We start from the raw sequence: 23,953 nt of genomic DNA, 5'->3' as shown, positions 1-23,953 counted from the left end.
ATGAGCGAGGTCGAGCCCAACCGCCGGCGAGGCGGTGACCTGCGCGCCATGCTCACTCCGGCCACGGCGGGCGCCACCAGCGGTTTCATGGGGGTGGCCCTCATCCAGCCCGGCGACCGAATCGGTGAGCACTACCACCCGTACTCCGAGGAGTTCGTGTACGTGGTGTGCGGGCAACTGGAGGTGGACCTGGATGGTGAGCCACACCCGTTGCAGGCCGAACAGGGGCTGCTGATCCCCCTCAACGTGCGCCACCGCTTCCGCAACGTCGGCGCGGTGGAGGCCCGGATGGTCTTCCACCTGGGCCCGCTGGCCCCGAGCCCGCCGCTGGGCCACGTCGACACCGAGGGGACCGACGCCGAGTCGGCGGTGGTGGGGGCGGAGACGGCCGCACGACGTCAGGTCCGGTCATGACGAGACGAGTGGCGGTCACCGGCATAGGCATCGTCGCTCCCGGCGGCACGGGTGTACCGGCGTTCTGGGATCTCCTCGCGGCCGGGCGTACGGCGACACGGGCCATCACGTTCTTCGACCCGGCCGGTCTGCGGTCACGGATCGCCGCCGAGTGCGACTTCGACCCCGCGGCCCACGGTCTGGACGTGCGGGACGTGGAACGCAACGACCGCTACATCCAGTTCGCCCTGGTCGCTGGGGACGAAGCGGTACGGGACGCCGGTCTCGACCTCGCCGCCGAGAACCCCTGGCGCGTCGGGGTCTCGCTGGGCACCGCGGTCGGCGGCACCACACGACTGGAGAACGACTACGTCCTGGTCAGTCACGGCGGACAACGCTGGGATGTGGACCACCGCGAGGCGGGCCCGGACCTGCACCGCGCCTTCTCGCCGAGCACGCTCGCCTCGACGGTGGCGGAGCGGTTCGGGGCGCGTGGCCCGGTGCAGACGGTCTCCACCGGCTGCACCTCCGGGCTCGACGCGGTCGGGTACGCCTTCCACACCGTGGCGGAGGGCCGGGCCGACGTGTGCATCGCCGGCGCCTCGGACTCGCCGATCTCCCCGATCACCATGGCGTGCTTCGACGCGATCAAGGCCACCTCCCCGAACAACGACGACCCGGCCCACGCCTCGCGTCCCTTCGACGCCGACCGCGACGGATTCGTCATGGGGGAGGGGGGCGCCGTACTCGTCCTGGAAGAGCTGGAGCACGCCAGGGCCCGCGGCGCCCACGTGTACTGCGAGCTGAGCGGATACGCCACGTTCGGCAACGCCTACCACATGACCGGCCTGACCGGTGAGGGCCTGGAGATGGCCCGGGCCATCGAGGACGCTCTCGACCTCGCACGGCTGGACCCCACCGACATCGACTACGTCAACGCGCACGGGTCGGGCACCAAACAGAACGACCGCCACGAGACCGCCGCCGTGAAACGGGTTCTGGGCCCGCACGCCTACGACACGCCCATGAGCTCCATCAAGTCGATGGTGGGCCACTCCCTGGGCGCCATCGGGGCGATCGAACTCGTCGCCTGTGTGCTGGCCCTCACCCATCAGGTCGTACCGCCGACCGCGAACTACGAGACACCCGACCCCGAGTGCGACCTGGACTACGTCCCGCGCGTGGCCCGCGAGCGCAAGCTCGCCAGCGTGCTCTCGGTGGGCAGCGGATTCGGCGGCTTCCAGTCCGCGGTGGTCATGAACAGGCCGAGGGAGAAGACACGATGAGCGAACCCCGCCCACGGCGCGCGGCCGTCACGGGAATCGGTGTGGTCGCGCCCAACGGAGCCAGTACCGACACGTTCTGGAAGTCCACCAGGGAGGGCATCAGTGTCCTGGACCGGGTCACCCGGGAGGGCTGTGAGCACCTGCCGCTGCGGGTGGCGGGCCAGGTGCGCGACTTCGACCCGTCGGCAGCGATCGAGGAGCGCTTCCTGGTCCAGACCGACCGGTTCACGCACTTCGCCATGGCCGCGGCCGACCTCGCGCTGGACGACGCCCAGCTCCACCGGTCCGAGACCGACGGTGCGCCGTTCTCCGTGGGCGTGGTCACCGCGGCCGGTTCCGGCGGCGGCGAGTTCGGACAGCGTGAACTCCAGCGGCTGTGGGGCAAGGGGAGCCGTTTCGTCGGCCCGTACCAGTCCATCGCCTGGTTCTACGCCGCCAGCACCGGCCAGATCTCCATCCGCCGCGGCGTCAAGGGTCCCTGTTCGGTCGTCGCCTCCGACGAGGCCGGCGGTCTGGACGCCCTCGCCCACGCGGCGCGGGCCGTGCGGCGTGGCACCGATGTGATCGTGGCCGGGGCGACCGAGGCGCCGATCGCGCCCTACTCGGTGGTCTGCCAGCTCGGTTACCAGGAACTCAGCACTGTCGACGACCCCACCCGTGCCTACCGCCCGTTCACGTCGGCAGCCTGCGGGTTCGTGCCGGCGGAGGGCGGCGCCATGGTCGTGGTGGAGGAGGAGGGCGTGGCCCGGGCACGGGGCGCTCGCGTGCGGGCCCACCTGGCCGGACACGCGGCGACCTTCACCGGCGCCTCCCGCTGGGAGGAGTCCAGGGAAGGGCTCGCCCAGGCCGTGCGGGGAGCCCTGGCGGAGGCCGGCTGCGCCCCCGAGGAGATCGACGTGGTCTTCGCCGACGCCCTCGGCGTACCGGAGGCGGACCGCGCGGAGGCCCTGGCCATCGCCGATGTCCTCGGCGCCCATGGCAACCGGGTGCCCGTCACCGCGCCGAAGACCGGGATCGGCCGGGGTTACTGCGCGGCGCCGCTGATGGACGCTGCCGCGGCGGTGCTCTCGATGGAGCACGGCCTGGTCCCGCCCACCCCGAACGTCTTCGACATCTGCCACGACCTCGACCTTGTGACTGGCCGGGCACGTACCGCCGAGGTGCGGACGGCGCTGGTTCTGAGCCGGGGACTCATGGGGTCGAACTCGGCGCTGGTGCTGCGGCACGGCGCCACCGACGCCTCGTAGCGAGGCGCCGCGGAGCAGTAGAGGAAGGGAATGGCATGACGGACCGCATCACTGTGGAAGAGCTGGCCGAACTCATGAAGAAGTGCGCCGGCGCCACCGTCGCTCCGGAGGAACTGAGCCTCGACGGAGCTCTCTTCGAGCGCATGGGTGTCGACTCGCTCGGGCTGCTGGGCATCGTGGGCGAGCTGGAGAACCGGTACGGCACGCCGATGCCCACCGACGCCGAACGCTCCAAGTCGCCCCGGGAGTTCCTCGACGTCGTCAACAGTGCCCTCATGACAGGAGCGTGAGATGACCGGACACACGGAGAACGAGATCACCATCGCGGCGCCGTTGGACCTGGTCTGGGAGGTGACCAACGACCTGGAGAACTGGCCGAGGCTGTTCAGCGAGTACGCGTCCGTCGAGATCCTCTCCCGGGAGGGGCGCAGGACGACCTTCCGGCTGACGATGCACCCGGACGAGAACGGCACCGTGTGGAGCTGGGTCTCGGAGCGCGAGCCGGACCGTGACACGCTCACCGTCAGGGCCCGCCGGGTCGAGACGGGGCCCTTCGCCCACATGGACATCCTCTGGCGGTACGAGGAAGTACCGGGCGGCACGCGAATGGTCTGGACGCAGGACTTCGCGATGAAGCCCGAGGCGCCGGTCGACGACGCGTGGATGACGGACAACATCAACCGGAACTCCAAGGTCCAACTGGGCCTGATTCGCGACCGCGTCGAGAAGATGGCCGCCGAGCGTGGTGCGGCCGCCGGTCTGACCGAATGACCCGGAGGGAGGACAGCCCCATGCACCAAGCTCTGATCGTCGCCCGGATGGCCCCGGGATCGGCACCCGACATCGCCAAGGTGTTCGAGGAGTCCGACCGCGGGGAACTGCCGCGGCTCGTCGGCGTGACCCGGCGCAGCCTCTTCCAGTTCGGCGATGTGTACATGCACCTGATCGAGTCCGAGCGTGACCCCGGGCCCGCCATCGCCAAGGTCACCGGGCATCCCGAGTTCCGGGACGTCAGCGAGCGGCTGGCCGCGTACGTCAGCGCGTACGACCCCGAAACCTGGCGTTCCCCGAAGGACGCCATGGCACAGCGTTTCTACGTGTGGGAGCGCGAGCCGGCCGGCTGATCGCCGCCGGCCCTCACCGGTCGCCCGGGTCCGCCATGCTGCGGGCCCGGGCGACCGGTGCTCTGAGGGCGGCTCGCGGGTGAGCTGTGCCCCGGGGTGCGGTCGGGATCAGTCGGGTACGTGGCAGTCGAACGCGTGCAGATAGGGGTTGACCGGACTGATGTCGTCGATGACCAGGCCCGCCTCGGTCAGCCGGTCCACCATGCTCTGGGTGGTGTGCTTCGCCCCGCCGACGTTGAGGAGCAGCAACAGGTCCATCGCGGTGCTGAACCGCATGGAGGGCGAGTCGTCGACGAGGTTCTCGATGACCACGACCCGCGTCCCGGGGCCACCGGCCTCGCGGACGTTGCGCAGCGTGCGGGCGGTGCTCTCGTCGTCCCACTCCAGGATGTTCTTGATGACGTAGACATCGGCCTTCACCGGGACGGCCGAACGGACGTCGCCGGGCACCACGCGGGCGCGGTGCGCGAGGTCGCCGCCCTCGTGCAGTCGCGGCACCGCGTTCTCCACCACCCGGGGAAGATCGAGCAGCGTCCCGTGCATCGTGGGGTACTTGTCCAGCAGACTCGCCACCACGTGCCCCTGGCCGCCGCCGATGTCGGCGACCGACGCGCTTCCCGTCAGGTCGAGGAACTGTGCGACGTCGCGCGCCGACTGCACACTGGAGGTCGTCATGGCGCGGTTGAAGACGTCAGCCGACTCCGGGGCGTCCTCGTTGAGGTAGGGGAAGAACTCCTTGCCGTACAGGTCCTCCACCACGCTGCGGCCGGTGCGCACCGCCTCGTCCAGCATCGGCCAGACGTCCCAGGTCCACGGCTCGGTGCACCACAGCGAGATGGCCCGCAGGCTGTCGGGGTCGTCCTCGCGCAGCAGCCGCGAGACGTCGGTGTGCGCGAACGTCCCGTCCGCGCGTTCGGCGAAGACGCCGTAGCAGGACAGGGCCCGCAGGAGCCGTCGCAGCGGGCGGGCTTCGGCCTTCACCGTGGCCGCGATGTCCTCCACGGCCATGGGCTGGTCACCGAGGGCGTCGGCGACGCCCAGCCGGGCGGCCGCGCGGAGGGCGGCGGCACAAGCCGCCCCGAAGGCGAGTTCCCGCAACCGCATGGACGGCGGAGGGGCGGGTTGAGCGGTTGTCATCCGCTTCCTTTCTTCTTGTTCCGTGAAGCACGAGGGTCACCGGGCGTTCTGGGGTTCCCGGGTTCGTGGAGGCCGCCGCGGGGTGTCAGCACAGACCGGCGGGCTTGGACGACCCGCAGGTGTTGTCCTGGAACGTGTTGTCCTTACCGGGGTCGGTGATGACCAGGTCCGCCGGGGAGTTTCCCTGCACCAGGTTGTCGCTGATCCAGTTCCGCTCGTTGGCCGTACCCACCAGACTCTTGAACAGGACGATGCCGCCCGACAGTGGGGACGTGCCGACGTTGTTCTTGATCACGTTGTGGGTGACGAGGTTGTCCTCGGTGCCCGTCAGGACGATGCCGGATCCCTGGAGGGCGTCCAGCCGGGCGGTCTTGGGGCAGAACTTGTTGTTGCGCTCGATGTAGTTGTCGCGCACGGTCACGCGCCCGGCCTTCGGCTTGTTCTCGTCTCCGACGACGAACACCGCGGCGCAGTTGCCGGTGAGGTGGTTGCCCGCGACGGTCAGGTTGCGCAGCCGGCGGACGGTGACGCCGATCCGGTTGCCCTCCAGCCGGTTGCGCTCCACCAGGGTTCCCTCGGTGTCCGTGGCGCCCTGTTCCTCGGTGACCGAGTTGGCGAGGAACAGGCCCGCGTCGCCGTTGTCCCGGGCAGTGTTGTCGCGGAACACGCCATGGACCGAGCGCTCCGTGGCGATGCCCCAGACCCCGTTCTTCACCGCGGTGACTCTCCGCACGGTCAGCCCGTCGGCCTCGTAGGCGTGGATGCCGCTCCTGGTGAAGCCGGTCACCGTGAGGGAGGCGATGGTGACGCCGTCGACGCTGTGGTTCTTCGTGCCGGTCACGCAGATGCCGTTGCCGGCCGCGGCGCAGCTGTTGGCGGCTTCGGCGGCGCCCGATCCTGTGGTCGGAGCGGTGGTGGTGGCGGTGCTCGGGCCCGTCTCCGGTTCGAGCACGGTGCCGCGGCCCATGCCACGCAGGGTGAGTCCGGGTGTGGTCACGTTGACGCTCTCGTGGTGGGTGCCGTGCGCCAGCAGCACGGTGTCGCCAGGGCTGGCGGCGTCCACCGCGCTTTGAATGGATTCCCCCGGTCTCACCAGATGGACCGTGTGGGCGGCGGCCGACGGAGTGGCGGCGAGGCCCGCTCCGAGCAACGCCGCCGTGCATACCAGGTGGGCGATATGATGATTCTTCATGATGTGCACGTTATGACGGCACGAGTCGAGAACCAGCGGTATGGGCCATTCGGTGGCGTGGCCCCCACCAGCCGCCGGCCGGTGAGCCACGAGCCCTATGCCGTCACGGCGTCAGCTGCCAGGAAGGCCGTGGCGTTGAGGTGGCCGTGGCCGTCGGGGCAGCCGCCATGGCGGACCACCTCTTCGGCGTGCGCTCCGGCGCGCGAGGGTGTGCCCGTAGTCAGGTTCACCGGGTCCCGACCGTCGGACAGCCAGGGGAATCCCCGGCGTCAGCGGGATCAGCGCCTGGCGGTCGGGGAGGCCGCGGCCGCGCAGCCCCTGGAGAGCTGCGGGCCACGCGGTCACCCGGCTTGCCGCGTGCGGCACATCGAGGGCGGTGTTCTCCGAGGGGGAGAAGCCGCTGAGTGTCAGCGCCCGGTCCCGTCGCGGCGGCAGTACAGGAAGAGGTGGGGCTCGGCTCCGGCGCTGGGATGGTCCGGTGTGAAGACCGTGCTGTGCTGGGACAGCACGGTCAGCCCTGCCGCCCTCACCATGCCGGTGACGTCCTCTTCGGCGAAGCTCGTGGCACGGACCGGCTGGCCCATGAAGACCACCTCGACGTCCTCCACGTCCGCGGGCACGGTGGCCAGCACCAGATGTCCGCCGGGCCTCAGGGCCACGGCCAGGCGCTCCATCAGAGCCGACTGCTCGGCGCGGGACATCTGCAGCAGCGAGAAGAACACGCACACGCCGTCGAACGAGTCCGCCTCGAGCGCCAGATCCCGGATGTCGCCGCAGCGGAACTCGGCCTCGGGCACCTGGCGGGCAGCGAGTTCGACCATGACGGGGGAGACGTCGACGCCCAGCACGGAGTGCCCGGCCCCGATGAGCGCGGCCGCGGTGGGCCTCCCGGTGCCGCTGCCCACATCCAACGTCCGTGCGGCGGGCGGCAGCCGCTCGATCAGCCACTCCAGTGCGGCTCGGTGCGCGCCGGCATGGGCGAACGCCTTCTCGTAGTCGGAGCCCAGCGCGTCGAACAGCACGGCGGCGGGCGGCCGTTGGTCGTCATGCTTCACGTCGGTGTGTCCCTTCGCTCGCGGCCTGCATCGTCGCACCCGCGGCATGCGACCACAACGGCACGCGAAGTGCGTTCGTCGGGACGGGTGGAGGAGAGGGCAGCCGCGGTCTCACGGGCGACCCCTGCGACCCGACGTACGGTCTCCAGCCGGCGGGTTCCGGGGTGCGCGATACCGCCGCCAGGCGCCGCGGGTCGGTCGGTGCGGCTTTGCCACCGGAGCGCGGGACGAGCCGAACCCGGGGCCGCACCGCCTGATCGACATCGCTCACCGGGCACAACCATTCGGCGCGGTCATACGTCTTCGTCAGCGATCACGTCGTGATCGCACTGACGAGGAGACCATCATCACCGCCGTACGAAAGACCCTGACTGCCACCGCAGTGGTCGGCGCCGTCCTGGCCGGCTCGGCCGCCTGCGGCACCGTGGAGCAGCTCTCCGCGGGCAAGAAGCTCGACCAGGCCTTCGACAAGCTCGCCAGGGAGAAGACGATCTCCTTCGAGCTCGATCTGGACACCGACGCCAGGACGCTGAAAGCACTGGACGCCTCATCGGACCCGGAGCCCGGTGACGAGATGTCCGACGAGGTCGCTGACCTGCTCAGTGGCGCGAAGATCAGTGTCACCGTGCAGTCGAAGAAGCCGATCGAGGAGTCCGGGGAGAAGGACTACGTCGGCATGGCGATGAAGATCAGCAACAAGGACGGTGACCTCACCGAGTACCGGGTCGTCGGCGACTACACCTACATCCGCTGCGACGTGGACACCCTCGGCAGGGCGATGGGCTTCCCCGTACCGTCGATGAAGGACCTGCCCCCGGAGGCGAGCGGGCTCAAGAAGGTGTTCGAGGGCGAGTGGGTCAAGATCGACACCAAGGAGATGGAGAAGACCACCGCCGGGATGGGCGCGGAGCCCGGCGCGAAGCCCGCGCCGGAGCCCACCCTCGACGCCAGGACGCAGAAGCGACTCCTGGAGGCGCTGCGCAAGACCATCGCGCGCGAAGTCGACTTCAAGACGGCCGACGACAAGGACGGTTCCGAGCACATCACCGCGACCGCTCCGTTCCGTACGCTGATCACCGAGTTCCTCGGCGAGATCCGTCCGCTCGCGAAGAACTTGCCGCCGGGCATGGAACTGCCCACTGACAAGGACCTCAAGGACGCCCCGAACACCGAGGTGACGGCTGACTTCACACTCAAGAACGGCGAGCTGACCGAGGTCTCCGTCGACCTCGCCAAGCTGGCCGAGAACGCGAAGGTGAAGAAGCTGGGCCTGGTGGTGCGGATGAACGAGGGCCAGAAGCCCACGGCTCCGGCCGGTGCCACCGAGCTGAACATCGACGAGATACTGGGCGGGTTCGGCGCCGCGATGATGGACGAGGACGCCTTCCTCCAGGACGCGGCGTAGGCACGCCTCGCGTCGGGCGGGCACGGGGCGCCGCTGAAGCGCCGCGCCGAGCCCGCCCGACGAGACGGGACTCAGCGGGCGGTGGGCTGTGCCCCCTCAGGGAGCGCACCCCGGCCTCTCATGCTGTTCCGTTGAGGCTGCCGCGCGCGGGGTCGCCGTCCCGATCGAGCATTCTGGCGGTTCGCCAGGTCACGGCGACCGCCGGGTCCGGACACTTTCGTCCGTTCCTAGTGCCGTGGCAGGCAACGTTCGCCCCGTCGCGACGCCCGGCACGCACTCTCGCCGCACCGGCCGAAAGCCCGAGTACATCCAGTACGAGGGCTTCCGGCCGGCACGCCGAGAGCACGCACCGGACGCCGCTCCTTGACGGGCAAACGTTGCCTGCCACGGCACTAGTCGTCGCCGCTGCTGGTGCCGTTGATGCTGCGGCGCCGGTTCTTCCCGGAGCGGCGCACCAGTTCGCTCGCGGCGAGTGTCAGGGTCGCCACCGCACGGACCCAGCGGGGCCCGCCACGCTCCGCCCACACCACACAGGCGCACCCGGCGACGGTGAGCGCCAGGACACCGCACAGCACCAGACCGATCATGTTCCCCACCTCTGCGTTCACGCGTACGATCCTGCTGATCGTCTCAGACCGAGAAAGGCGCTCCCGTCGCACCCCTCACACCTGCCGGGCGACTCGGTCGGGCATCGGAGAGCGCCGCAATCGTCTTCCCTGCCTCCTTGGACGCCTCCTCGACGCGGGTCAGGACGTGAAGCGGTGCTCACGTGCGGGTGGCTCCGGGTCGGTTTCCTCCGGGCCGGTCAGTGCGACTCGCGTACGACCGCGACACCTCCGGCGGGGACGGTGACCGAGCCGCAGACCGGCTTGCCCGTGAGGAGTTCGACGCCGTCTGCGGGGATCTCCGCGCCCTGTCCGGCGTGGTCGATCAGGAACAGGTAGTCGGCGTCCGTGCCACGGCGCCGGACCACCTCGATGCCCGCGGATGCCTCGCACTCCGGCCGCACGCCCGCCTCCTGGCGGATGCGGTCCATGAGGGCGGCCAGGGTCCCGGGCTCCGGCCGGGTGGTCACATACCAGGCGGTTCCGGCGCCGTACGGGTGACGGGTGACGGCCGGCATGCCGGTGAGCGGGCCGTCGGCGTACGCGGCGACGGCCTCGGCGCCGGTGAGGCGGACGCGTTCCGTCCAGAGGTCGGCCGTCGCGTCCCGCGGGACGTTGCCGGTGAGGCCCACCTTCTGACCGGGCAGCAGCGGGAACAGCTCGTCGCCGTGCACACCGAGGAGCTGCCGGAAGGCGCCGGGGTAACCGCCCAGGCGGACATGGCAGTTCTCGTCGACCGCGCCGCTGTGGAAACCCACGGCCAGGGTTCCGCCACGCTCGACGAAGCCCGACAGGTTGGCCGCGCTCGTGTCGTCGACCAGATAGAGGCTGGGTGCGAGGAGGAGTGCGTAGCGGTCCAGGCCTGGGTCGTCGGGGCGTACGAAGTCCACGGCGACGCCCGCGCGCCACAGGGGTCGGTACCAGTCGCGCATCAGGTCCTGGTAGCGCGGCTCGGCGCTTGGCTGCGAGGGGAGTTCCAGAGCCCAGCGGGCGTCCCAGTCCCAGATGACGGCGACCTGTGCGGGGCTGGTGCTGCCGCGCACTTGGGCGAGGGAGCGCAGGTCGGCGCCGAGTGCGACGACGTCCCGCCAGATCTGGCTGTCCGTGCCCGCGTGGGGCAGCATGGCCGAGTGCCACTGCTCGGCGCCCGCCTTGGCAGCCCGCCACTGGAAGAAGAGGATGCCGTCGGCGCCGTGGGCGACGTGGGAGAGGGCGTTGCGGCGCATCTCTCCGGGACTTTTGGCCCGGTTGACGGGTTGCCAGTTGACGGCGCCCGTGGAGTGCTCCATGAGCAGCCAGGGACGCCCGCCGGACAGCGACCGCATCAGGTCGCCGCTGAGTGCGATGTCGATCTCGGGCTCGGGGTCGTCGGACATCAGGTAGTGGTCGTTGGAGAGGACGTCCAACTCGGGTGCCCAGCGCCAGTAGTCGAGCGCGTCGAAGGTGGGCAGCACCATGAAGTTGGTCGTGGCCGGGATGTCCGGAGCCGCCCGGCGCAGGACCTCGCGCTCGGCGGTGCACAGCGAGAGCAGTTCGTCGGAACAGAACCGGCGCCAGTCGAGTCGGTGGGTGGGGTTGGGAGGGGCCGTGGTGGTGCGCGGCGGCAGGATCTCGTCCCACGCGTAGTACCACTGGCTCCAGAAGGCGGTGCCCCAGGCGTGGTTGAGTGCGGACAGGTCGCCGCCGTACTTCGCTCGCAGCCAGTCGCGGAACGCCTCCGCGCTTGTGTCGCAGTAGCAGGCGGCGTTGTGGCAGCCGTACTCGTTGTGGACGTGCCACAGCGCGACGGCGGGGTGGTCGGCGTAGCGCTCGGCGAGGACGTTCGCCATACGCAGGGACGCCTTGCGGTAGGCGGGGCTGCTGGGGCAGAAGGTCTGGCGGCTGCCGTAGGACAGGGTGCGGCCGTCGGGATCGACCGGCAGTGCCTCCGGGTGGGCTCTGAAGAACCAGGCGGGCGGGGCGGCGGTCGGGGTGGCGAGGTCGGCGGCGATGCCGTTCTGCTGGAGCAGGTCCAGCACGCGGTCCATACGGGAGAAGTCGTGGACGCCTTCCGCGGGTTCCAGCAGCGCCCAGGAGAAGATGCCGACACTGACCATCGTCACCCCGGCCTCGCGCATCAGGCGCATGTCCTCGGCCCAGACCTCCTCGGGCCACTGCTCGGGGTTGTAGTCGCCGCCGTAGGCGATACCGGGCAGGCGGAGGCGGCGTTCAGTGCTCACTGGTGGTGCTCCGGGAGGTAGCAGGAGAGTCATGACTGGTGGGGCCGTCAGCCTTTGTTGGCACCCAGGGTCAGGCCGCTGACGAACTGGCGCTGGAGCGCGAAGTACACGATCAGCGTGGGGATCGCGGTGAGCAGGGCGCCGGCCGCGACCAGGTTGGGGTCCGTGAAGTACTGGCCGGAGAGGTTGTTCAGGGCGGAGGTGATCGGCATGTTCTCGCCGGTGGAGATCAGCACGATGGCCCAGAAGAAGTCGTTGTAGATCCAGATGGACAGCAGCGTGGCCAGGGCGGCCATCGCGGGCTTGCACAGCGGGAGCACGATCTGCCAGTACAGCCGCCACACGGAGGCGCCGTCGACGAGGGCGGCCTCGGTCAGCTCGTGGGGGAGGGAGCGCATGTAGTTGCTCAGTACGAAGGCGCAGAAGCCCGACTGGAACGCCACGTGGATGAGGACCAGGCCGAGCGCGGAGTCGTACAGCTTGCCGCTCATGGTGATGCCGGGCAGGTCGATGAGCAGGTAGAGCCGGTACAGCGGGGTGATGATGACCTGCTGCGGGAGCAGGTTGCCCGCGGTGAAGACCAGGAGCAGGAACAGGTTCACGCGGAAGTCGAAGCGGCTGACGTAGAAGGCGACCATCGACGACAGGAACAGGGTCAGCAGCACGGCCGGGACCGCGATCAGCAGCGTGTTCCCGAAGTAGTGCAGCATGTCCGACTGGGTGAAGGCGCTGGTGAAGTTGTCCAGGCTCAGCTCGTCGGGCCAGGAGACGTAGCCCTTGTCGCTGGTCTCGGCGTACGGGCGCATCGCCGCGAACAGGGCCCACAGCAGCGGGGCGAGCCAGGCCAGGGCCGTGACGGCGAGGAACGTGTGCAACAGGATCCGGACGGGGCGGACGGGCGTGCGCTGCTTCGGTGGAGCCGCGAGGGTGGGGGTGCTCATGCGCGCCGCTCCTTGCGGAAGGTTGTGATCAGGTACGGGATGATCACGACGAGCGAGATCACCAGGAGGACGACGGCGATGGCCGAGCCGTACCCGATGCGGCTGGACTCGCCGATGATGTTGTTGGTGACCAGGATCGAGAGCAGTTCGGTGCCCTGGGCGCCCTTGTTGAAGACGAAGACCAGGTCGAAGGCGCGCAGCGCCTCGATGATCGTCACGACGAGGACGACGGTGTTGGTGGGGCGCAGGGTCGGGAAGACGACGTTCCTGAACGTCTGCCACTCGTTGGCGCCGTCCAGCGACGAGGCCTCCCGCAGGGCCGGGTCGACGCCTTTCAGGCCGGCCAGGTAGAGGATCATCATGTAACCGGCGTGCCGCCAGGAGGCGGCGATGAGGATGGCCCAGAGGTTGAGGTCCGGGTCGCCGATCCAGTCGATGTAGTGGCCGGGCTCGTTGGCGCCGATGAGGCTGTTGATCAGGCCCGTGTCGGGGTTGTACACGAGCTGCCAGACGAAGCCGGTGACCGCCAGCGACACGACGACCGGCAGGAAGTAGGCGGTCTGGTAGACCCGGCTGAAGCGGATCCTCTTGTCCAGCTGGACCGCGAGGAAGAGCCCGAACGGGGTCGGGATCAGGATGAGCGCGACGAACCAGATGACGTTGTGCTGGACCGCCGGCCAGAACTGCGGGTTGTCGTTGAACAGTTGGGTGAAGTTGTCGAGTCCGACCCACTTGATGGAGTCGAAGCCGATGCCGTCCCAGCTGGTGAAGGCCAGGGCGATGGAGGCGAGGGCGGTGACCCAGACCAGGGTCACGTGCAGGATCGTCGGCACGCCGGCCATCAGGCCGAGCGTGAGCCGGTCGCGGCGGGTCAGCAGGCGCCGGTGGCGCCGCGGGACCCGCTGCTTCGGCGTCGTGGTGCCCGGAGGCGGCGCGGTGGCCGCCTCCGGGATCTTCGTGGTCGTCTCGGAGCTCATGGTGTCGTGGCTCATCCGCTTCGGAGGGAGGGCCGGTCTCAGCCGGACGCGAAGATCGTCTTCTTCTGGCGCTCGATCGAGGACAGCAGACCGTCGATGTCCTTGGGGTTGCGGACGAAGTTCTGCAGGGCCGGCTGCATTACGGTCGAGGTGAAGTCCGGCCGGCTGTCGCGGTCCATGAACTGCGTGAGGTGCTTCGCGCCGCCGATCATCTCGTACGCCTTCTTCTGCAGGGCGCTGTAGCCGGAGGTGTCGGCCTTGGAGGAGGCGGCGATCAGGCTCGGGTCGGCCTTCAGGTAGATCTCCTCGGCCTCGGCCGTGCCCAGGAACTCGAGCAGCTTGACGGAGCCGGCGTGGTTCTTGGGCTCCTTGCTGAGCATGATGCCGTCGGTCGGCGCCTCGACGGTGTCCTGCCCGTACGCCGGGTCGATCTCGGGGAAGGCGAAGAAGTCGAGGTCGTCCAGGGCCGCCTTGTCGGTGAACTGCTGGGCCACGAACATGCCGAGCATGTACATGCCGGCCTTTTTCGCCGCCAGCGTCTGGGCGGCGTCCTGCCAGGTACGGCCGACCGCGCCCTCCTGGTGGTAGGGAAGGGTCTCGGCCCAGGTGTCGAAGACCTTGCGGACCTTCGCGTCGGTCCACGAAGCCTTGCCCGCCATCAGCTCGACGTGGAAGTCGTAGCCGTTGAGGCGGACGTTGATCTGGTCGAAGGAGCCCATCGCCGGCCAGCCGTCCTTGTCGCCGAAGGCGATCGGGACCAGCCCGTCCTGCTTCATCTGCTTGCACAGGGCGACGTACGCGTCCCACGTGGTGGGGACTTCGTAGCCGTACTGCTGGAAGACGCTCTTGCGGTAGAAGACCGCCCACGGGGACGTCGTCAGCGGCACCAGGTAGTACGTGCCGTCCCGCCCCTTGCTCAGGTCGTGCATGGCGCTGGGGAAGTTGCCGCCGATCGTCTTCCACACGTCGTCGATCGGGGTGGCCAGCCCCTTGGCCGCGAAGAACTGCATCCGGTAGCCGGCGAACCACTGGAACACGTCGTCCGGCGTGCCCTGGAGGTAGGAGTTGATCGACTCCTGGAACGTGTTGTGGTCCTTGGTGTTGATGTCGACCGCGATCCCGGACTGCTTCGTGAAGGCCGCGTAGACGTCTCCGTACGCCTTCTTCGGGACGGCGTCGGACGCGTTGGAGCCGACGGTGACGGTCTTGGTGTCCGACGAGGCGGAACTGCCGGCGCAGGCACTCAGGAGGGGGATGCCGGCACCCAGTGCCGCGGCTCCGCCGAGTCCGCGGAGAAGGGTGCGGCGGCTGGTGCCAGACATGGACCGACCGAGGGGTGAATGGTGCATTTCGACTCCTGACAGGGCTGGCGGTGCCCAGCGCGGCACGTCAGCTGGAAGGGGGTACGGCGGTGGGGCGGTCGTCGAATCGACCAGAATCAAACGCGATCGAACAAGTGCGATCGGCGGACGCCAGGAAGCGTGAACGCTGTGTGGACTCGCTGTCAAGACTTGGCGCTCGGCGAGTCATGGCGGGTCGGGTCCGGCCGGAAGCCGCACAACGCGCGCGGCGGACCGGGCCGGCCGGGCTGCCGATCGAACCACTGGGGAAGGGGATCCTGCCTCTGAGCTGCGGCTATGCGGATCGGATACGCCTTCGTCAGGTAGGTGTGCCACCTCGCTCCGCTCGGCCCTCGGCGTTGACGACCGCCGCACGTGAGGCAAGTGGCGTTGTGAGAACCCTTGACGGGTGATCGATGGATGCGTAGACCTTGACCGCGCGGTCAGACCGCGCGGTCATGTCACTGACCGCGCTCGACGTAGGCACACGGCCATGAGGAGACTTCATGACAGCAGAGGCGGAGCGTGGTGTGGGTTCCCCCGCGCCCCGCAGCGCGGACGTGGCCAGGCTGGCCGGCGTCTCACGCAAGACGGTTTCCCGGGTCCTCAACAACGAGCCCTACGTCTCGGACGAGTCCCGCCGACGCGTCCTGGCGGCGGCCGAAGAGCTCGGCTACCGGCTGAACCATGCCGCCAGGGCGCTGGCCTCGGGACGGACCCGCTCCATCGGTGTGGTCGCCCTGGGCACCGCCGGATACGGAACCGCCTCCCTGCTCGTGGGCATTGAGCAGGCCGTACGGGACGCCGGTTACGCGCTGCGCGTGGTCAACACACCGGACGGCGACCCGAGGAGCATCGCCGGCGCCGTGGAATCACTCCTGGAGCAGGGCGTGGACGGCGTCGTCGTCTCCGAGCCCATCGTCGAAGGAGAGGTCCCGCTCGGTGTCGACGTGCCGGTCCTGTTCCTCGGAGCGCCCCCCGCCTTCGCTGCCGCCCGGACACTGTCCGTCGGCGTGGGCGCCCATCAGCTGGCGCGCGCGGCAACCGAACACCTGCTCGACCTCGGGCATCCCACCGTCCATCACCTCGCCGGGCCGCGGCGGTGGTACGCCACCAAGGACCGCATCCAGGGATGGCGGGCGGCACTGGCGGCCCGTGACGCGCACGAACCGCCGGTTCTGAACGGTGACTGGTCTGCGGCCTCCGGTTACGCAGCGGGCCGTGAGCTGGCCTCGGACAGCTCGGTGACCGCGGTGTTCGCGGCGGGCGACGAGATGGCCATCGGCCTGATCCATGCCCTGCGGGAAGCCGGGCGCCAGGTGCCGGAGGACGTCAGTGTCGTCGGTTTAGACGGCAACCCCGTCTTCGCCTACGTCTCTCCTCCCCTGACCACCGTGCGTCAGCCCTTCGAGGCCGCGTCGAGCGAAGGGATCCGGCTCCTCGTCCACGCCATGGAGCGGCCCGACACCGCTCTGCCGCCGGTGAACGACCCGCCCGTCGAACTGATCGTCCGCGGTTCGACCGCACCTCCGCGCTCCCACTGACCCCACCACCCCACCGCATGCCGGTGCCCCGGCGCACTCACAGGCCGGGGCGCCCCACCTCGGCCGTTCCCCGCTTGTCGCCGCGTCCCCGGAACGATGTACGCGGCAGGCCGTGAGCCGGCCTCGGACCGCTCGGTGACCGCGGTGTCCGCGGCAGGCGACGAGACGGACATGCGCCTTGCTCGACCTCCACGCCATCGAGAAGCCCGGCACCGAACCGCCACCGGCGAGTGACCCACCCGTGCGAGGACCCTGAGGGCCGGACGGATCCGCGCACCGAGTGAGGCACCGCCCCCATGCCACCACCCTGGCGTGGCCCCACACGCCCTGGGCATCCAGTTCCGCCTTCCCTCTGCGCGCCGCGCCGCGCATCGCTCGCATGCCGCGCCCGTTCAGTGTCGTCCGGTCGATCCCCGGGCGACGCGCCCGACGAACTCCGTCGCCTCCCGCCGACTCCGTCCAGGGGCGACGGGCACCGAAACCCACCTCTCTCCCCTCATCGGAGCCGCACTATGTCCCCCGTACAGCCAGGCGCCATACCGGGCGCCGCTCCACGTTCCCGTACCGTCACGCTCCTGTCCGCACTGTTCGCGCTGATCGTCGCGGTGGGGACACTGGTCCTGCCCGCCGCCGGCCCGGCGGGCGCCATCTCCAGCCCCTCGCAGACGATGTACACGCCGCCGGCGGGCGCGCCCGCCCCGGGCGCGCTCTACCCGCGAGCGCTGCGTCTACAGCACAACGGCTCGGCCAACGGCACCATGCTCGCCACCTTCGAGCAGTACACCGACAGCCGCCCCGTCTTCCCGGTCTACCGCAGCACCAACAACGGGACGTCCTGGACGAAGATCTCCGACGTCGCCGACACCCAGAACGGCTGGGGCATGCGCTGGCAGCCCGAGCTGTTCGAACTGCCCAGGGCCATGGGCGGTTTTCCCGCCGGCACCATCCTGGCGGCGGGTGACTCCGTCCCCGCCGACCGGGGAGGCAGCAAGATCGACCTGTACGCCAGCACCGACCGCGGGCAGACGTGGACCTTCGTCACCAACATCGCCACCGGTGGCGAGGCGCACGCCGAGAACGGCTACACCCCCGTCTGGGAACCGTTCTTCCTCGTCTCCGGCAACAAGCTGATCGTCTACTACTCCGACCAGCGCGACCCCGACCACGGCCAGAAGATCGTGCACCAGGTCTCCACGGACGTCCGCAACTGGGGCCCCGTCGTGGACGACGTGGCGGCGCCCGCCTACAGCGACCGGCCCGGCATGCCGGTGGTCACCCGGCTGCCCAACGGCAACTACGTCATGACGTACGAGCACGGCGGTGCCCCGGAAGGGAATTTCGCCGTCTACTACAAGGTCTCCTCCGATCCTGAGGCGTTCGGCACCGCCACCGGCCGGGTGCTGAGGTCGACCGACGGCAACGTTCCCACCAGCGCCCCCTTCGTCACCTGGCTGCCCACCGGCGGCCCGAACGGCACCCTCGTCGTGACCGCCCACAGCACCGGTGACCTGTTCCTCAACACCCAGAACGGAGCCTCGAACGCCTGGACCCGCATCCAGTCCAACGTCGCCCCCGGTTACAGCCGCGGCCTGCTTCCCCTGGCCGACGGCCACAGCCTGCTGGTGACGAGCGGTGGCCTGTTGCGCTCCACCGGTCTGAACTCCGTCACCTACAGCACGATCGACCTGGGTGGTGGGATCTCCGACGGCGCCACCTACACCGCGTCGAACGCGGGCAGCGGCCTGAAGCTCACCATCGCCGGTGGCACCGCGACCAACGGCACCACCGCGACTCAGCAGAACTCCACCGACGCCACTGACCAGCAGTGGCGTTTCGAGCGGCAGTCGTCGGGCTTCTTCAAGGTCCGCAATGTCGCCAGCGGCAAGGTTCTGGGTGTGGAGAACCAGTCCACGGCCAACGGTGCGAGGGTCCTGCAGTGGGACGACAACGGCACCCTCGACCACGAGTGGGCTGTCGCCCCGCACCCCGCCGGGGGCTACACCGTCACCAACCGCATCACGGGCAGACTGCTCGAGATCCCCAACGCCTCCACCGCTGTCGGCACCGCCGCCGCCCAGTGGGAGAGCAGCGGCTGTGCGTGCCAGCGGTGGAACCTGACGCAGGTCGCTCTGCCGCCGCTGGGCACCGGGCAGTACGTCCTGGTCAACAAGAACAGCGGCAAGTATCTCGACATCCCCCAGGGATCGACCACCGCCGGCACCGCCGCCCAGCAGTGGCGCAACTCCGCGTGCGCCTGCCAGATGTTCACCTTCCAGTCCGCCGGCAGCGGAGTCTGGACCGTCAAGAACGTCACCAGCAACCTGAACCTGGACATCCGCGCCTCCTCCAGCACCGCGGGTGCCGCGGTCGTCCAGAACACCGCCTCCAGCGCCGCCTCCCAGAGGTGGACCCTCACCGACGCGGGCGATGGCTACTACAAACTCCGCAACGTGAACAGCGCCCTCGTCGCGGGCGTCGCCCAGTCGTCCACCACCGACGGCGCTGCCGTCGTCCAGTGGAACAGCGTCGACGTGGACGACCAGCTCTGGAAGATCGTCCGCATCAACTGACCCGACGAAAGGCAGGGTGACCGGCATCCCGCAGGCCGGGCTCGCCGACCGAGCCGACGAGCCCGGCCACCCCTGTTCCCCAGCGCGTCCACGCCCGCGCCCGTGTCGCAGAGCAGACGCCGGCCAGCTCAAAGGAGGGCGCTCCCGGTTCACGTGTCCGGGTAGTTGGGATTCTCGGGCAGGGGTGGTGAGAAGACCACCTTGCCGTCCTTCCAGCGCGCCCGGTACTCACGTTCGCCGCCGGAATGACAGCACTGCGGATCCGTCGGCAGGTAACGGGGGTAGGACAGGGTGACCGTCTCTCCGTCCTGGCTGACGATGGCTGATTGGGCGGCCGCGGGCACGTCGTACCCCGCGTACTCGTTGCCGTAGAAGAAGAACACGGAGACGCATGTCCCGTCGACGCTGCCGGAGCAGTGGGCGTGGATCGCGCGAAAGGGTCCACGGAGGTTCTTCAACGTGCCGGCCTTGGTGTCGGCCGTGTATCCCAGGCGCTTGATGCGGAGCACCGCCCGGTCCGCGTCGAAGGGCTCCGTTCCGCCCTTCGGGGGCTTCCCCGCGGGCGGGCCCGCGGTACCCCACAGGGAGACGGACGGGCTCGACTCCGGTTGTGCCTTGTCCTCCGACGCTCCGCACGCCGTCACCAGCGTCAGGCAGAGCACCGCCGCCGTTGCCGGGGATCTCACTGCTCGCCGCACGCCGTCACCCCCAGAAAGACCCGCTCCAGCATTCCGTACCGCATAGTGTTCAGGTCCTCCCGGGAGATGTCGCGTGTGACGTGTGAGCAGAGTTCGGCGGCCCAGTCAGAGGCGGATGCCTGTGTCAGCTGGAAGACGGCCGTCGTCCCGAAGCCCGGCTCGGTCCCCTGAGCGGTGTTCACCGGCACACTCAGCAACAGATGCTCACCGTCGGGAGAGGGCACGACGGCCCGAACGTGAGCGGCTGCGGGTATACGGGTTCGGGCTATGAGTCCACCCGGGCCCCATCGCTCGACGACGTCCCGCCTGACGCTGACGGTCTCGTCGCCGCCCGAGAGGAACATCGTGGCACGGGCGATGTCCGGGGGGATGGTGGTCTCGCGGTGGTCACCCTTGGCATCCCACACCTCCGCACTGCCGTCCTTGCCGATCAGCAGCAGACGCCGGCCGTCGCCGCTGAACCGCACGGCGTTCCGATCGGCGAGCGGAGCGCGGAAACGGGGCAGGACCACGGAGACCCGCCGTCGATGGCGGAGATCCCAGACCTCCACGCCGCGCAGGTCGGGGGTCGTCACGGCGACGCGCTCGGACGCCGGGTCGGCTGCCAGCGTGGTCGCGTACCGGGCTCGTTCGACATCCGAGTTCTCCCGGAACAGCAGCGTCTCGCCCACCTTGCGGCCGGTTGTGACGTCCCACTGCGAGAAGGCACCTCCCACCAGGGCGACCAGGCGGCCGTGCCGGGTGAATCCCAGGTTGCGGAGCTCCGTGGCCTGGGGCGCCGCCCTGAGGGGCAGATCGACGTGTATCCGCCGTAGTACCCGGAGGGAGGGCAGGCTGTAGAGCGTGACCGCCCGCGCGGAGGCCTCATTCACGGCCAGCGTCTTCTCCTCGGCGTCGAACGCAAGCCGCGCTGACCTCTGGTACCCGCCGCCACCGACGGAAGCCCGCCGCCGTCCGGTCGTCGGGTCCCAGACCGCGACCGCCCCGCCGACGCCCACCGTGACCAGATGGCGGCCGGACGGGGAGAAGTGCGCGGCCTCCTCGTCGTGGCCGGTGACGAAGATGCCGGAGGTCGAGAGGGAGCCGGGCGCCGGGGGAGTGGTCACCAGTACTTCCGTCCCGCGGGCGAAGGCCATGCGGCGGCTCGCGCCGGCCAGGGCGTAGCGGGTGCGGCTGCCCTTGGCACCGTCCTCGGCCAGGACGAGAAGGCGTTGTCCGGTGGCGGCGTCGTGCACCGTCACCTCTGCGTTGTCGCGTGCCAGGACGACCTGGTCGGAGATGCCGACCAACTCGCCGGTCGTCAGGTTCTCGGTGTCGCAGGGCAGGCCCTGGAAGAGACGCGGGTCGGGGCTGCCGGCGGAGACGTCGGTCAGCCGCCACGTGCCGCCGGCACACGTCGTGCCCACGGGGCGGGGGCCCGGGGCGAACTTCGGCTCCGCCGAGCCGGGGACGGCGATCCGGCGGCCGGAGCGCGCGTCCCAGACGCCCTGGGGCCAGGCCCCCGGGTCGGAGGCCACGACGTGTCTGCCGTCCGCGTCGAAGACGAACCCGGTGGGTGATCCCTCGGGCAGCGGTTCCAGGGTGAGGGGCGCGGCGGTGGGTCGGTCGAGGTTCCAGACCTGGGCCGTGTCGTCCTGCGGAGGATGGGTCAGCAGGCGGCGTCCCGTGCGGTCGAAGCGCAGTTCGTCCACTGCCTGAGCGGTGCTGGTGGTGCTCGTCGCGCCTCGCAGGGTGAGCAGGGTTCTGTTCCTGCGCAGGTCCCAGATCCTGATGCGGTTGCCGTCGCCGCCCACACCCAGCCGGGTGCCGTCAGGACTGACCGCGACGGCCGATACGTCGTCCATCCGGATGATCAGGGAGGGACCGCCGGCCTCGACACGCCACACCGTGAGCCCACCCGCCACGTTGCGTACCGCCACGACCTCGCCGGAGTCGTCCAGCGCTGTGTCCGCGACCTCCCCGCCCGCGGGCAGGACCGCGTCGTACGGGGCATCGGCCAGATAGCGGGCGAACAGGTTGTCGTGTGCCTGTTGGGTGGACGCGGTGCGCCAGGCGGCGACGGACAGGAGCGCGGCCTTCTCCCGGTGGGAGTCCGCCTCGCTCCGGGCCTGCTGCACGAGGCCGGCGGACAGTTCGGCGGCCTTACTGCCACGTACCGAGTGCGCTCCGATGCCGGCCAGGGTCGCCATCACCGCCGTGACCGCCGCCGCGGCGACGGCTCTGCGTAACCTCCGGCGCCGACGCCACTCCTGGCTCGCGCCGAGGTATGCGCGTTCGCTCCCGGAGATGTCGTCCGGCCGGCCGCGCAGGTGCTCCCGCGCGTGCCTGAGTTCGGAACCGCGCATCAACAGGGCGTGTTCGCGGCCGCTGTGCTCCCAGCGAGCGACGCGCTCGCGCACGTGTTCCTGCCAGTTCCGGAAGCCGCGGTCGGCGTCGACCCAGGAACGCAGCGCAGGCCAGTGCTCCAGCAGCGCTTCATGGGCGAGCGCGACCGTCTCCACGCCGTCGGACGCGCGATCGAGGTGCACCAGCCGCTGTACGGCCAGTAGTTGCGCGGCCTCCCAGCAGGCGGGGTGCAGCTCCGTGCGGCGTGCGACGCGCCCGGTGTCGACCGGGTTGTCGAGACCTCCGTCCCCTGGGCGAACAAGCTGTACGAACAGTCGCCGCACCTCGTCACGCACGTCACCCAGCCGTTCCTTGACGACGCGCTCGGCATGCGACGCGAGGGCGCCGGCGACGCGGCCGATCTCCTCGTAGGCGGCGTGCCCGAGGACACCCTGACGCTGTTGCTCCCACAGCAGGGTGAGGGTGAACTCGAGCAGAGGCAGCGCGCCGGGGCTGCGGCCCGCGTCCGAGAGCAACCGCTCGGCGAGCAGTTCCTCGAAACGCACGGCCCCGTGCAGTGAGGCGATCGGGGACAGCACCACCTCACGGAGCTGGTCTTCGGCCAGACGGTCGACGAGGACCGGCGCCGCCTCGCACACCCGCCCCAGAACAGGGAAGCGCTGCATGGCCTTGAGGAAGTCCAGTCGCAGGGCGAAGACCAGCCGCACCAACGGTCCGCCGTCCGCGGTGCGCCATCCGGTCATCACCACCAACTGGTCGACCAAGGCATCGGCCGCGTCGGGCGAGCAGCGGAACAACATCTCGAACTGATCTACGATCAGGGCGAGCTGGGCCGTCCCGGAGCGGGTGAGCAACTCCCGGACGACCGGAGCGGTCGCCCCCTCCCGCAGTCGTCCGGCGAGCCGTTCGACCTGTTCGAGTCGGTCGAGCGGCTTGATCACGTCGTCCGGCGTGTTGAGCAGGGGCAGCAGGGCGGAAGCAAGCATGAGTTCCGCTCCCAGAGCCGGCTCCGGGACCAGCGAGGCGATGCTGTAGTCCCCACGCTCGCGCAGCCGGGGTACAAGGCCGGCGTGGATGAGCGATGACTTGCCCACCCCGGACACCCCGATGACCGGCACGATCGACGACGTGGTGACCGTCTCGGTCAAGGCCTTGATCTGCTCGGCTCGCCCGAAGTAGTGAGTGGCGTCCTGCTCCCGGAACGACTCCAGTCCACGGAACGGCGATGGCGGCGCGGCGAGTCGACGCAGTTCAGGATGGACATCCAACAGAACACCGGCGGTGATGGCGTACGCCGCTCGTTGCAGGAACCGTCCGTCGGTGGCGACAACCATGCCGACCACGCCCATGAAGTGCTCGTCCCACAGGGGCGTGCCACTGAAGCCCTGCCGGATCTCGCAGGCGCTGGTGCTCTCGAACTGCAGCCAGCCCCGGCCGCGGTCGTCCACGATCGTGCCGAGCGACCAGACGCCCTCGTCGTCGCCGGCCGGGAAGCCGAACGCCCGGAACGGGTGGCCGCGCACGGTCTCGACGTCCAGCAACCGCACAGGCTCAGCCCCGGGCGGCGGGTCCTCATCGAGTGCGAGGACGGCAATGTCACCGGAGCCGTCCTCCGCGACAGGCAGGTGCGTGATGAGCCGCGCGCTCTGTCTGCGGGCTGCCCGCCCGGCAAGCGGAAAGTCCAGCTCGACGGTGAGCCCCACAGCGAGGGGACTCTGCTCCCGCTCTCCGGTGACGGCCGACACCACGTGCGCGCAGGTGAGCACGATCCGGGGCCCTGCCAGAAAGCCGGCCCCCTGTGGCGCGGCCCACGCGCCGCGCGACCACAGGCGGGCGATCCCGGGGTTGGGCACAGGTCCGGGCACCGAGGCGTC

Annotated in this window: 19 protein-coding genes; 9 read left to right on the top strand and 10 right to left on the bottom strand. The window is 69.9% G+C overall.

Annotation, left to right across the window (positions count from 1 at the left end; genetic code table 11):
• From QQS16_RS03015 to QQS16_RS02990, 6 genes are read left to right on the top strand one after another with little or no spacing between them, the layout of a single operon-like run.
• Positions 1 to 414 carry a cupin domain-containing protein gene (locus tag QQS16_RS03015; protein WP_286060047.1) on the top strand — a complete coding sequence of 138 codons (414 nt, stop codon included), beginning with the start codon at positions 1 to 3 and terminating at the stop codon, positions 412 to 414.
• Positions 411 to 1,679, top strand: coding sequence for a beta-ketoacyl-[acyl-carrier-protein] synthase family protein (locus QQS16_RS03010; RefSeq protein ID WP_286060046.1), 1,269 nt, complete (start codon positions 411 to 413; stop codon positions 1,677 to 1,679). Before QQS16_RS03015 ends, QQS16_RS03010 begins: the two co-directional genes overlap by 4 nt.
• Positions 1,676 to 2,926, top strand: coding sequence for a beta-ketoacyl synthase N-terminal-like domain-containing protein (locus tag QQS16_RS03005; protein ID WP_286060045.1), 1,251 nt, complete (start codon positions 1,676 to 1,678; stop codon positions 2,924 to 2,926). The genes QQS16_RS03010 and QQS16_RS03005 overlap by 4 nt, the downstream gene beginning before the upstream one ends.
• Positions 2,927 to 2,961: 35 nt before the next feature.
• Positions 2,962 to 3,216, top strand: a complete 255-nt coding sequence (locus tag QQS16_RS03000) for an acyl carrier protein (protein ID WP_286060044.1) — start codon at positions 2,962 to 2,964, stop codon at positions 3,214 to 3,216.
• A 1-nt stretch (position 3,217) separates the two neighbouring features.
• Positions 3,218 to 3,697 carry an SRPBCC family protein gene (locus tag QQS16_RS02995; RefSeq protein WP_286060043.1) on the top strand — a complete coding sequence of 160 codons (480 nt, stop codon included), beginning with the start codon at positions 3,218 to 3,220 and terminating at the stop codon, positions 3,695 to 3,697.
• Positions 3,698 to 3,717: 20 nt separating this feature from the next.
• Positions 3,718 to 4,050, top strand: a complete 333-nt coding sequence (locus QQS16_RS02990) for a TcmI family type II polyketide cyclase (protein WP_286060042.1) — start codon at positions 3,718 to 3,720, stop codon at positions 4,048 to 4,050.
• A 108-nt stretch (positions 4,051 to 4,158) separates the two neighbouring features.
• On the opposite strand, the gene QQS16_RS02985 is transcribed toward QQS16_RS02990, so the two are convergent.
• The 3 genes from QQS16_RS02985 to QQS16_RS02975 form a co-directional block, all read right to left on the bottom strand.
• Entirely contained in the window at positions 4,159 to 5,187 is a 1,029-nt protein-coding gene (locus tag QQS16_RS02985; protein ID WP_286060041.1) for a methyltransferase, read from the bottom strand.
• An 85-nt stretch (positions 5,188 to 5,272) separates the two neighbouring features.
• Positions 5,273 to 6,379, bottom strand: a complete 1,107-nt coding sequence (locus QQS16_RS02980; RefSeq protein WP_286060040.1) for a right-handed parallel beta-helix repeat-containing protein — start codon at positions 6,377 to 6,379, stop codon at positions 5,273 to 5,275.
• A gap of 407 nt (positions 6,380 to 6,786) precedes the next feature.
• Complete coding sequence (locus QQS16_RS02975; RefSeq protein ID WP_502963752.1) at positions 6,787 to 7,482, bottom strand: class I SAM-dependent methyltransferase; 696 nt, start codon at positions 7,480 to 7,482, stop codon at positions 6,787 to 6,789.
• 334 nt (positions 7,483 to 7,816) lie between these two features.
• Between QQS16_RS02975 and QQS16_RS02970 the strand changes: the two genes are divergently transcribed.
• Entirely contained in the window at positions 7,817 to 8,839 is a 1,023-nt protein-coding gene (locus tag QQS16_RS02970) for a hypothetical protein (RefSeq protein ID WP_286060038.1), read from the top strand.
• Between the two features lie 392 nt (positions 8,840 to 9,231).
• Here the strand turns inward: QQS16_RS02970 and QQS16_RS02965 are convergent, their stop codons facing one another.
• The 5 genes from QQS16_RS02965 to QQS16_RS02945 form a co-directional block, all read right to left on the bottom strand.
• Positions 9,232 to 9,426, bottom strand: coding sequence for a hypothetical protein (locus tag QQS16_RS02965; protein ID WP_286066204.1), 195 nt, complete (start codon positions 9,424 to 9,426; stop codon positions 9,232 to 9,234).
• A gap of 218 nt (positions 9,427 to 9,644) precedes the next feature.
• Positions 9,645 to 11,696, bottom strand: a complete 2,052-nt coding sequence (locus tag QQS16_RS02960; protein ID WP_286060037.1) for a beta-galactosidase — start codon at positions 11,694 to 11,696, stop codon at positions 9,645 to 9,647.
• A gap of 14 nt (positions 11,697 to 11,710) precedes the next feature.
• On the bottom strand, positions 11,711 to 12,604 hold the full coding sequence (locus QQS16_RS02955) for a carbohydrate ABC transporter permease (protein WP_286060036.1): 894 nt from the start codon (positions 12,602 to 12,604) through the stop codon (positions 11,711 to 11,713).
• Positions 12,601 to 13,581, bottom strand: coding sequence for a carbohydrate ABC transporter permease (locus QQS16_RS02950; protein ID WP_286060035.1), 981 nt, complete (start codon positions 13,579 to 13,581; stop codon positions 12,601 to 12,603). Before QQS16_RS02950 ends, QQS16_RS02955 begins: the two co-directional genes overlap by 4 nt.
• Before the next feature lie 38 nt (positions 13,582 to 13,619).
• Positions 13,620 to 14,930 (bottom strand): ABC transporter substrate-binding protein, encoded by a 1,311-nt coding sequence (locus tag QQS16_RS02945; protein WP_286060034.1) that lies wholly within the window; start codon positions 14,928 to 14,930, stop codon positions 13,620 to 13,622.
• A 497-nt stretch (positions 14,931 to 15,427) separates the two neighbouring features.
• Between QQS16_RS02945 and QQS16_RS02940 the strand changes: the two genes are divergently transcribed.
• Complete coding sequence (locus tag QQS16_RS02940) at positions 15,428 to 16,465, top strand: LacI family DNA-binding transcriptional regulator (RefSeq protein WP_286060033.1); 1,038 nt, start codon at positions 15,428 to 15,430, stop codon at positions 16,463 to 16,465.
• 512 nt (positions 16,466 to 16,977) lie between these two features.
• Positions 16,978 to 19,035, top strand: a complete 2,058-nt coding sequence (locus QQS16_RS02935) for an RICIN domain-containing protein (RefSeq protein ID WP_286060032.1) — start codon at positions 16,978 to 16,980, stop codon at positions 19,033 to 19,035.
• A gap of 149 nt (positions 19,036 to 19,184) precedes the next feature.
• On the opposite strand, the gene QQS16_RS02930 is transcribed toward QQS16_RS02935, so the two are convergent.
• Both QQS16_RS02930 and QQS16_RS02925 read right to left on the bottom strand, forming a co-directional pair.
• Complete coding sequence (locus tag QQS16_RS02930; protein WP_286060031.1) at positions 19,185 to 19,721, bottom strand: LppP/LprE family lipoprotein; 537 nt, start codon at positions 19,719 to 19,721, stop codon at positions 19,185 to 19,187.
• Entirely contained in the window at positions 19,718 to 23,944 is a 4,227-nt protein-coding gene (locus QQS16_RS02925) for an nSTAND1 domain-containing NTPase (protein ID WP_286060030.1), read from the bottom strand. Before QQS16_RS02925 ends, QQS16_RS02930 begins: the two co-directional genes overlap by 4 nt.
• Between the last annotated feature and the right edge of the window lie 9 nt (positions 23,945 to 23,953).

Origin of the sequence: Streptomyces sp. ALI-76-A, from assembly GCF_030287445.1 — a bacterium.
Lineage (GTDB): Bacteria > Actinomycetota > Actinomycetes > Streptomycetales > Streptomycetaceae > Streptomyces.
This window is presented reverse-complemented; position numbering and strand designations above follow the sequence as displayed.

Excerpts from the sequence above, each read along its gene's own strand:
- QQS16_RS03000 (WP_286060044.1), top strand. The coding sequence starts at position 2,962 with ATGACGGACCGCATCACTGTGGAAGAGCTGGCCGAACTCATGAAGAAG.
- QQS16_RS02975 (WP_502963752.1), bottom strand. The coding sequence starts at position 7,482 with ATGCCGCGGGTGCGACGATGCAGGCCGCGAGCGAAGGGACACACCGAC.
- QQS16_RS02940 (WP_286060033.1), top strand. The coding sequence starts at position 15,428 with ATGACAGCAGAGGCGGAGCGTGGTGTGGGTTCCCCCGCGCCCCGCAGC.
- QQS16_RS03015 (WP_286060047.1), top strand. The coding sequence starts at position 1 with ATGAGCGAGGTCGAGCCCAACCGCCGGCGAGGCGGTGACCTGCGCGCC.
- QQS16_RS02980 (WP_286060040.1), bottom strand. The coding sequence starts at position 6,379 with ATGAAGAATCATCATATCGCCCACCTGGTATGCACGGCGGCGTTGCTC.
- QQS16_RS02985 (WP_286060041.1), bottom strand. The coding sequence starts at position 5,187 with ATGACAACCGCTCAACCCGCCCCTCCGCCGTCCATGCGGTTGCGGGAA.
- QQS16_RS02960 (WP_286060037.1), bottom strand. The coding sequence starts at position 11,696 with ATGACTCTCCTGCTACCTCCCGGAGCACCACCAGTGAGCACTGAACGC.
- QQS16_RS02935 (WP_286060032.1), top strand. The coding sequence starts at position 16,978 with ATGTCCCCCGTACAGCCAGGCGCCATACCGGGCGCCGCTCCACGTTCC.
- QQS16_RS02955 (WP_286060036.1), bottom strand. The coding sequence starts at position 12,604 with ATGAGCACCCCCACCCTCGCGGCTCCACCGAAGCAGCGCACGCCCGTC.
- QQS16_RS02990 (WP_286060042.1), top strand. The coding sequence starts at position 3,718 with ATGCACCAAGCTCTGATCGTCGCCCGGATGGCCCCGGGATCGGCACCC.
- QQS16_RS03005 (WP_286060045.1), top strand. The coding sequence starts at position 1,676 with ATGAGCGAACCCCGCCCACGGCGCGCGGCCGTCACGGGAATCGGTGTG.
- QQS16_RS03010 (WP_286060046.1), top strand. The coding sequence starts at position 411 with ATGACGAGACGAGTGGCGGTCACCGGCATAGGCATCGTCGCTCCCGGC.
- QQS16_RS02995 (WP_286060043.1), top strand. The coding sequence starts at position 3,218 with ATGACCGGACACACGGAGAACGAGATCACCATCGCGGCGCCGTTGGAC.
- QQS16_RS02950 (WP_286060035.1), bottom strand. The coding sequence starts at position 13,581 with ATGAGCTCCGAGACGACCACGAAGATCCCGGAGGCGGCCACCGCGCCG.
- QQS16_RS02945 (WP_286060034.1), bottom strand. The coding sequence starts at position 14,930 with ATGCACCATTCACCCCTCGGTCGGTCCATGTCTGGCACCAGCCGCCGC.
- QQS16_RS02965 (WP_286066204.1), bottom strand. The coding sequence starts at position 9,426 with ATGATCGGTCTGGTGCTGTGCGGTGTCCTGGCGCTCACCGTCGCCGGG.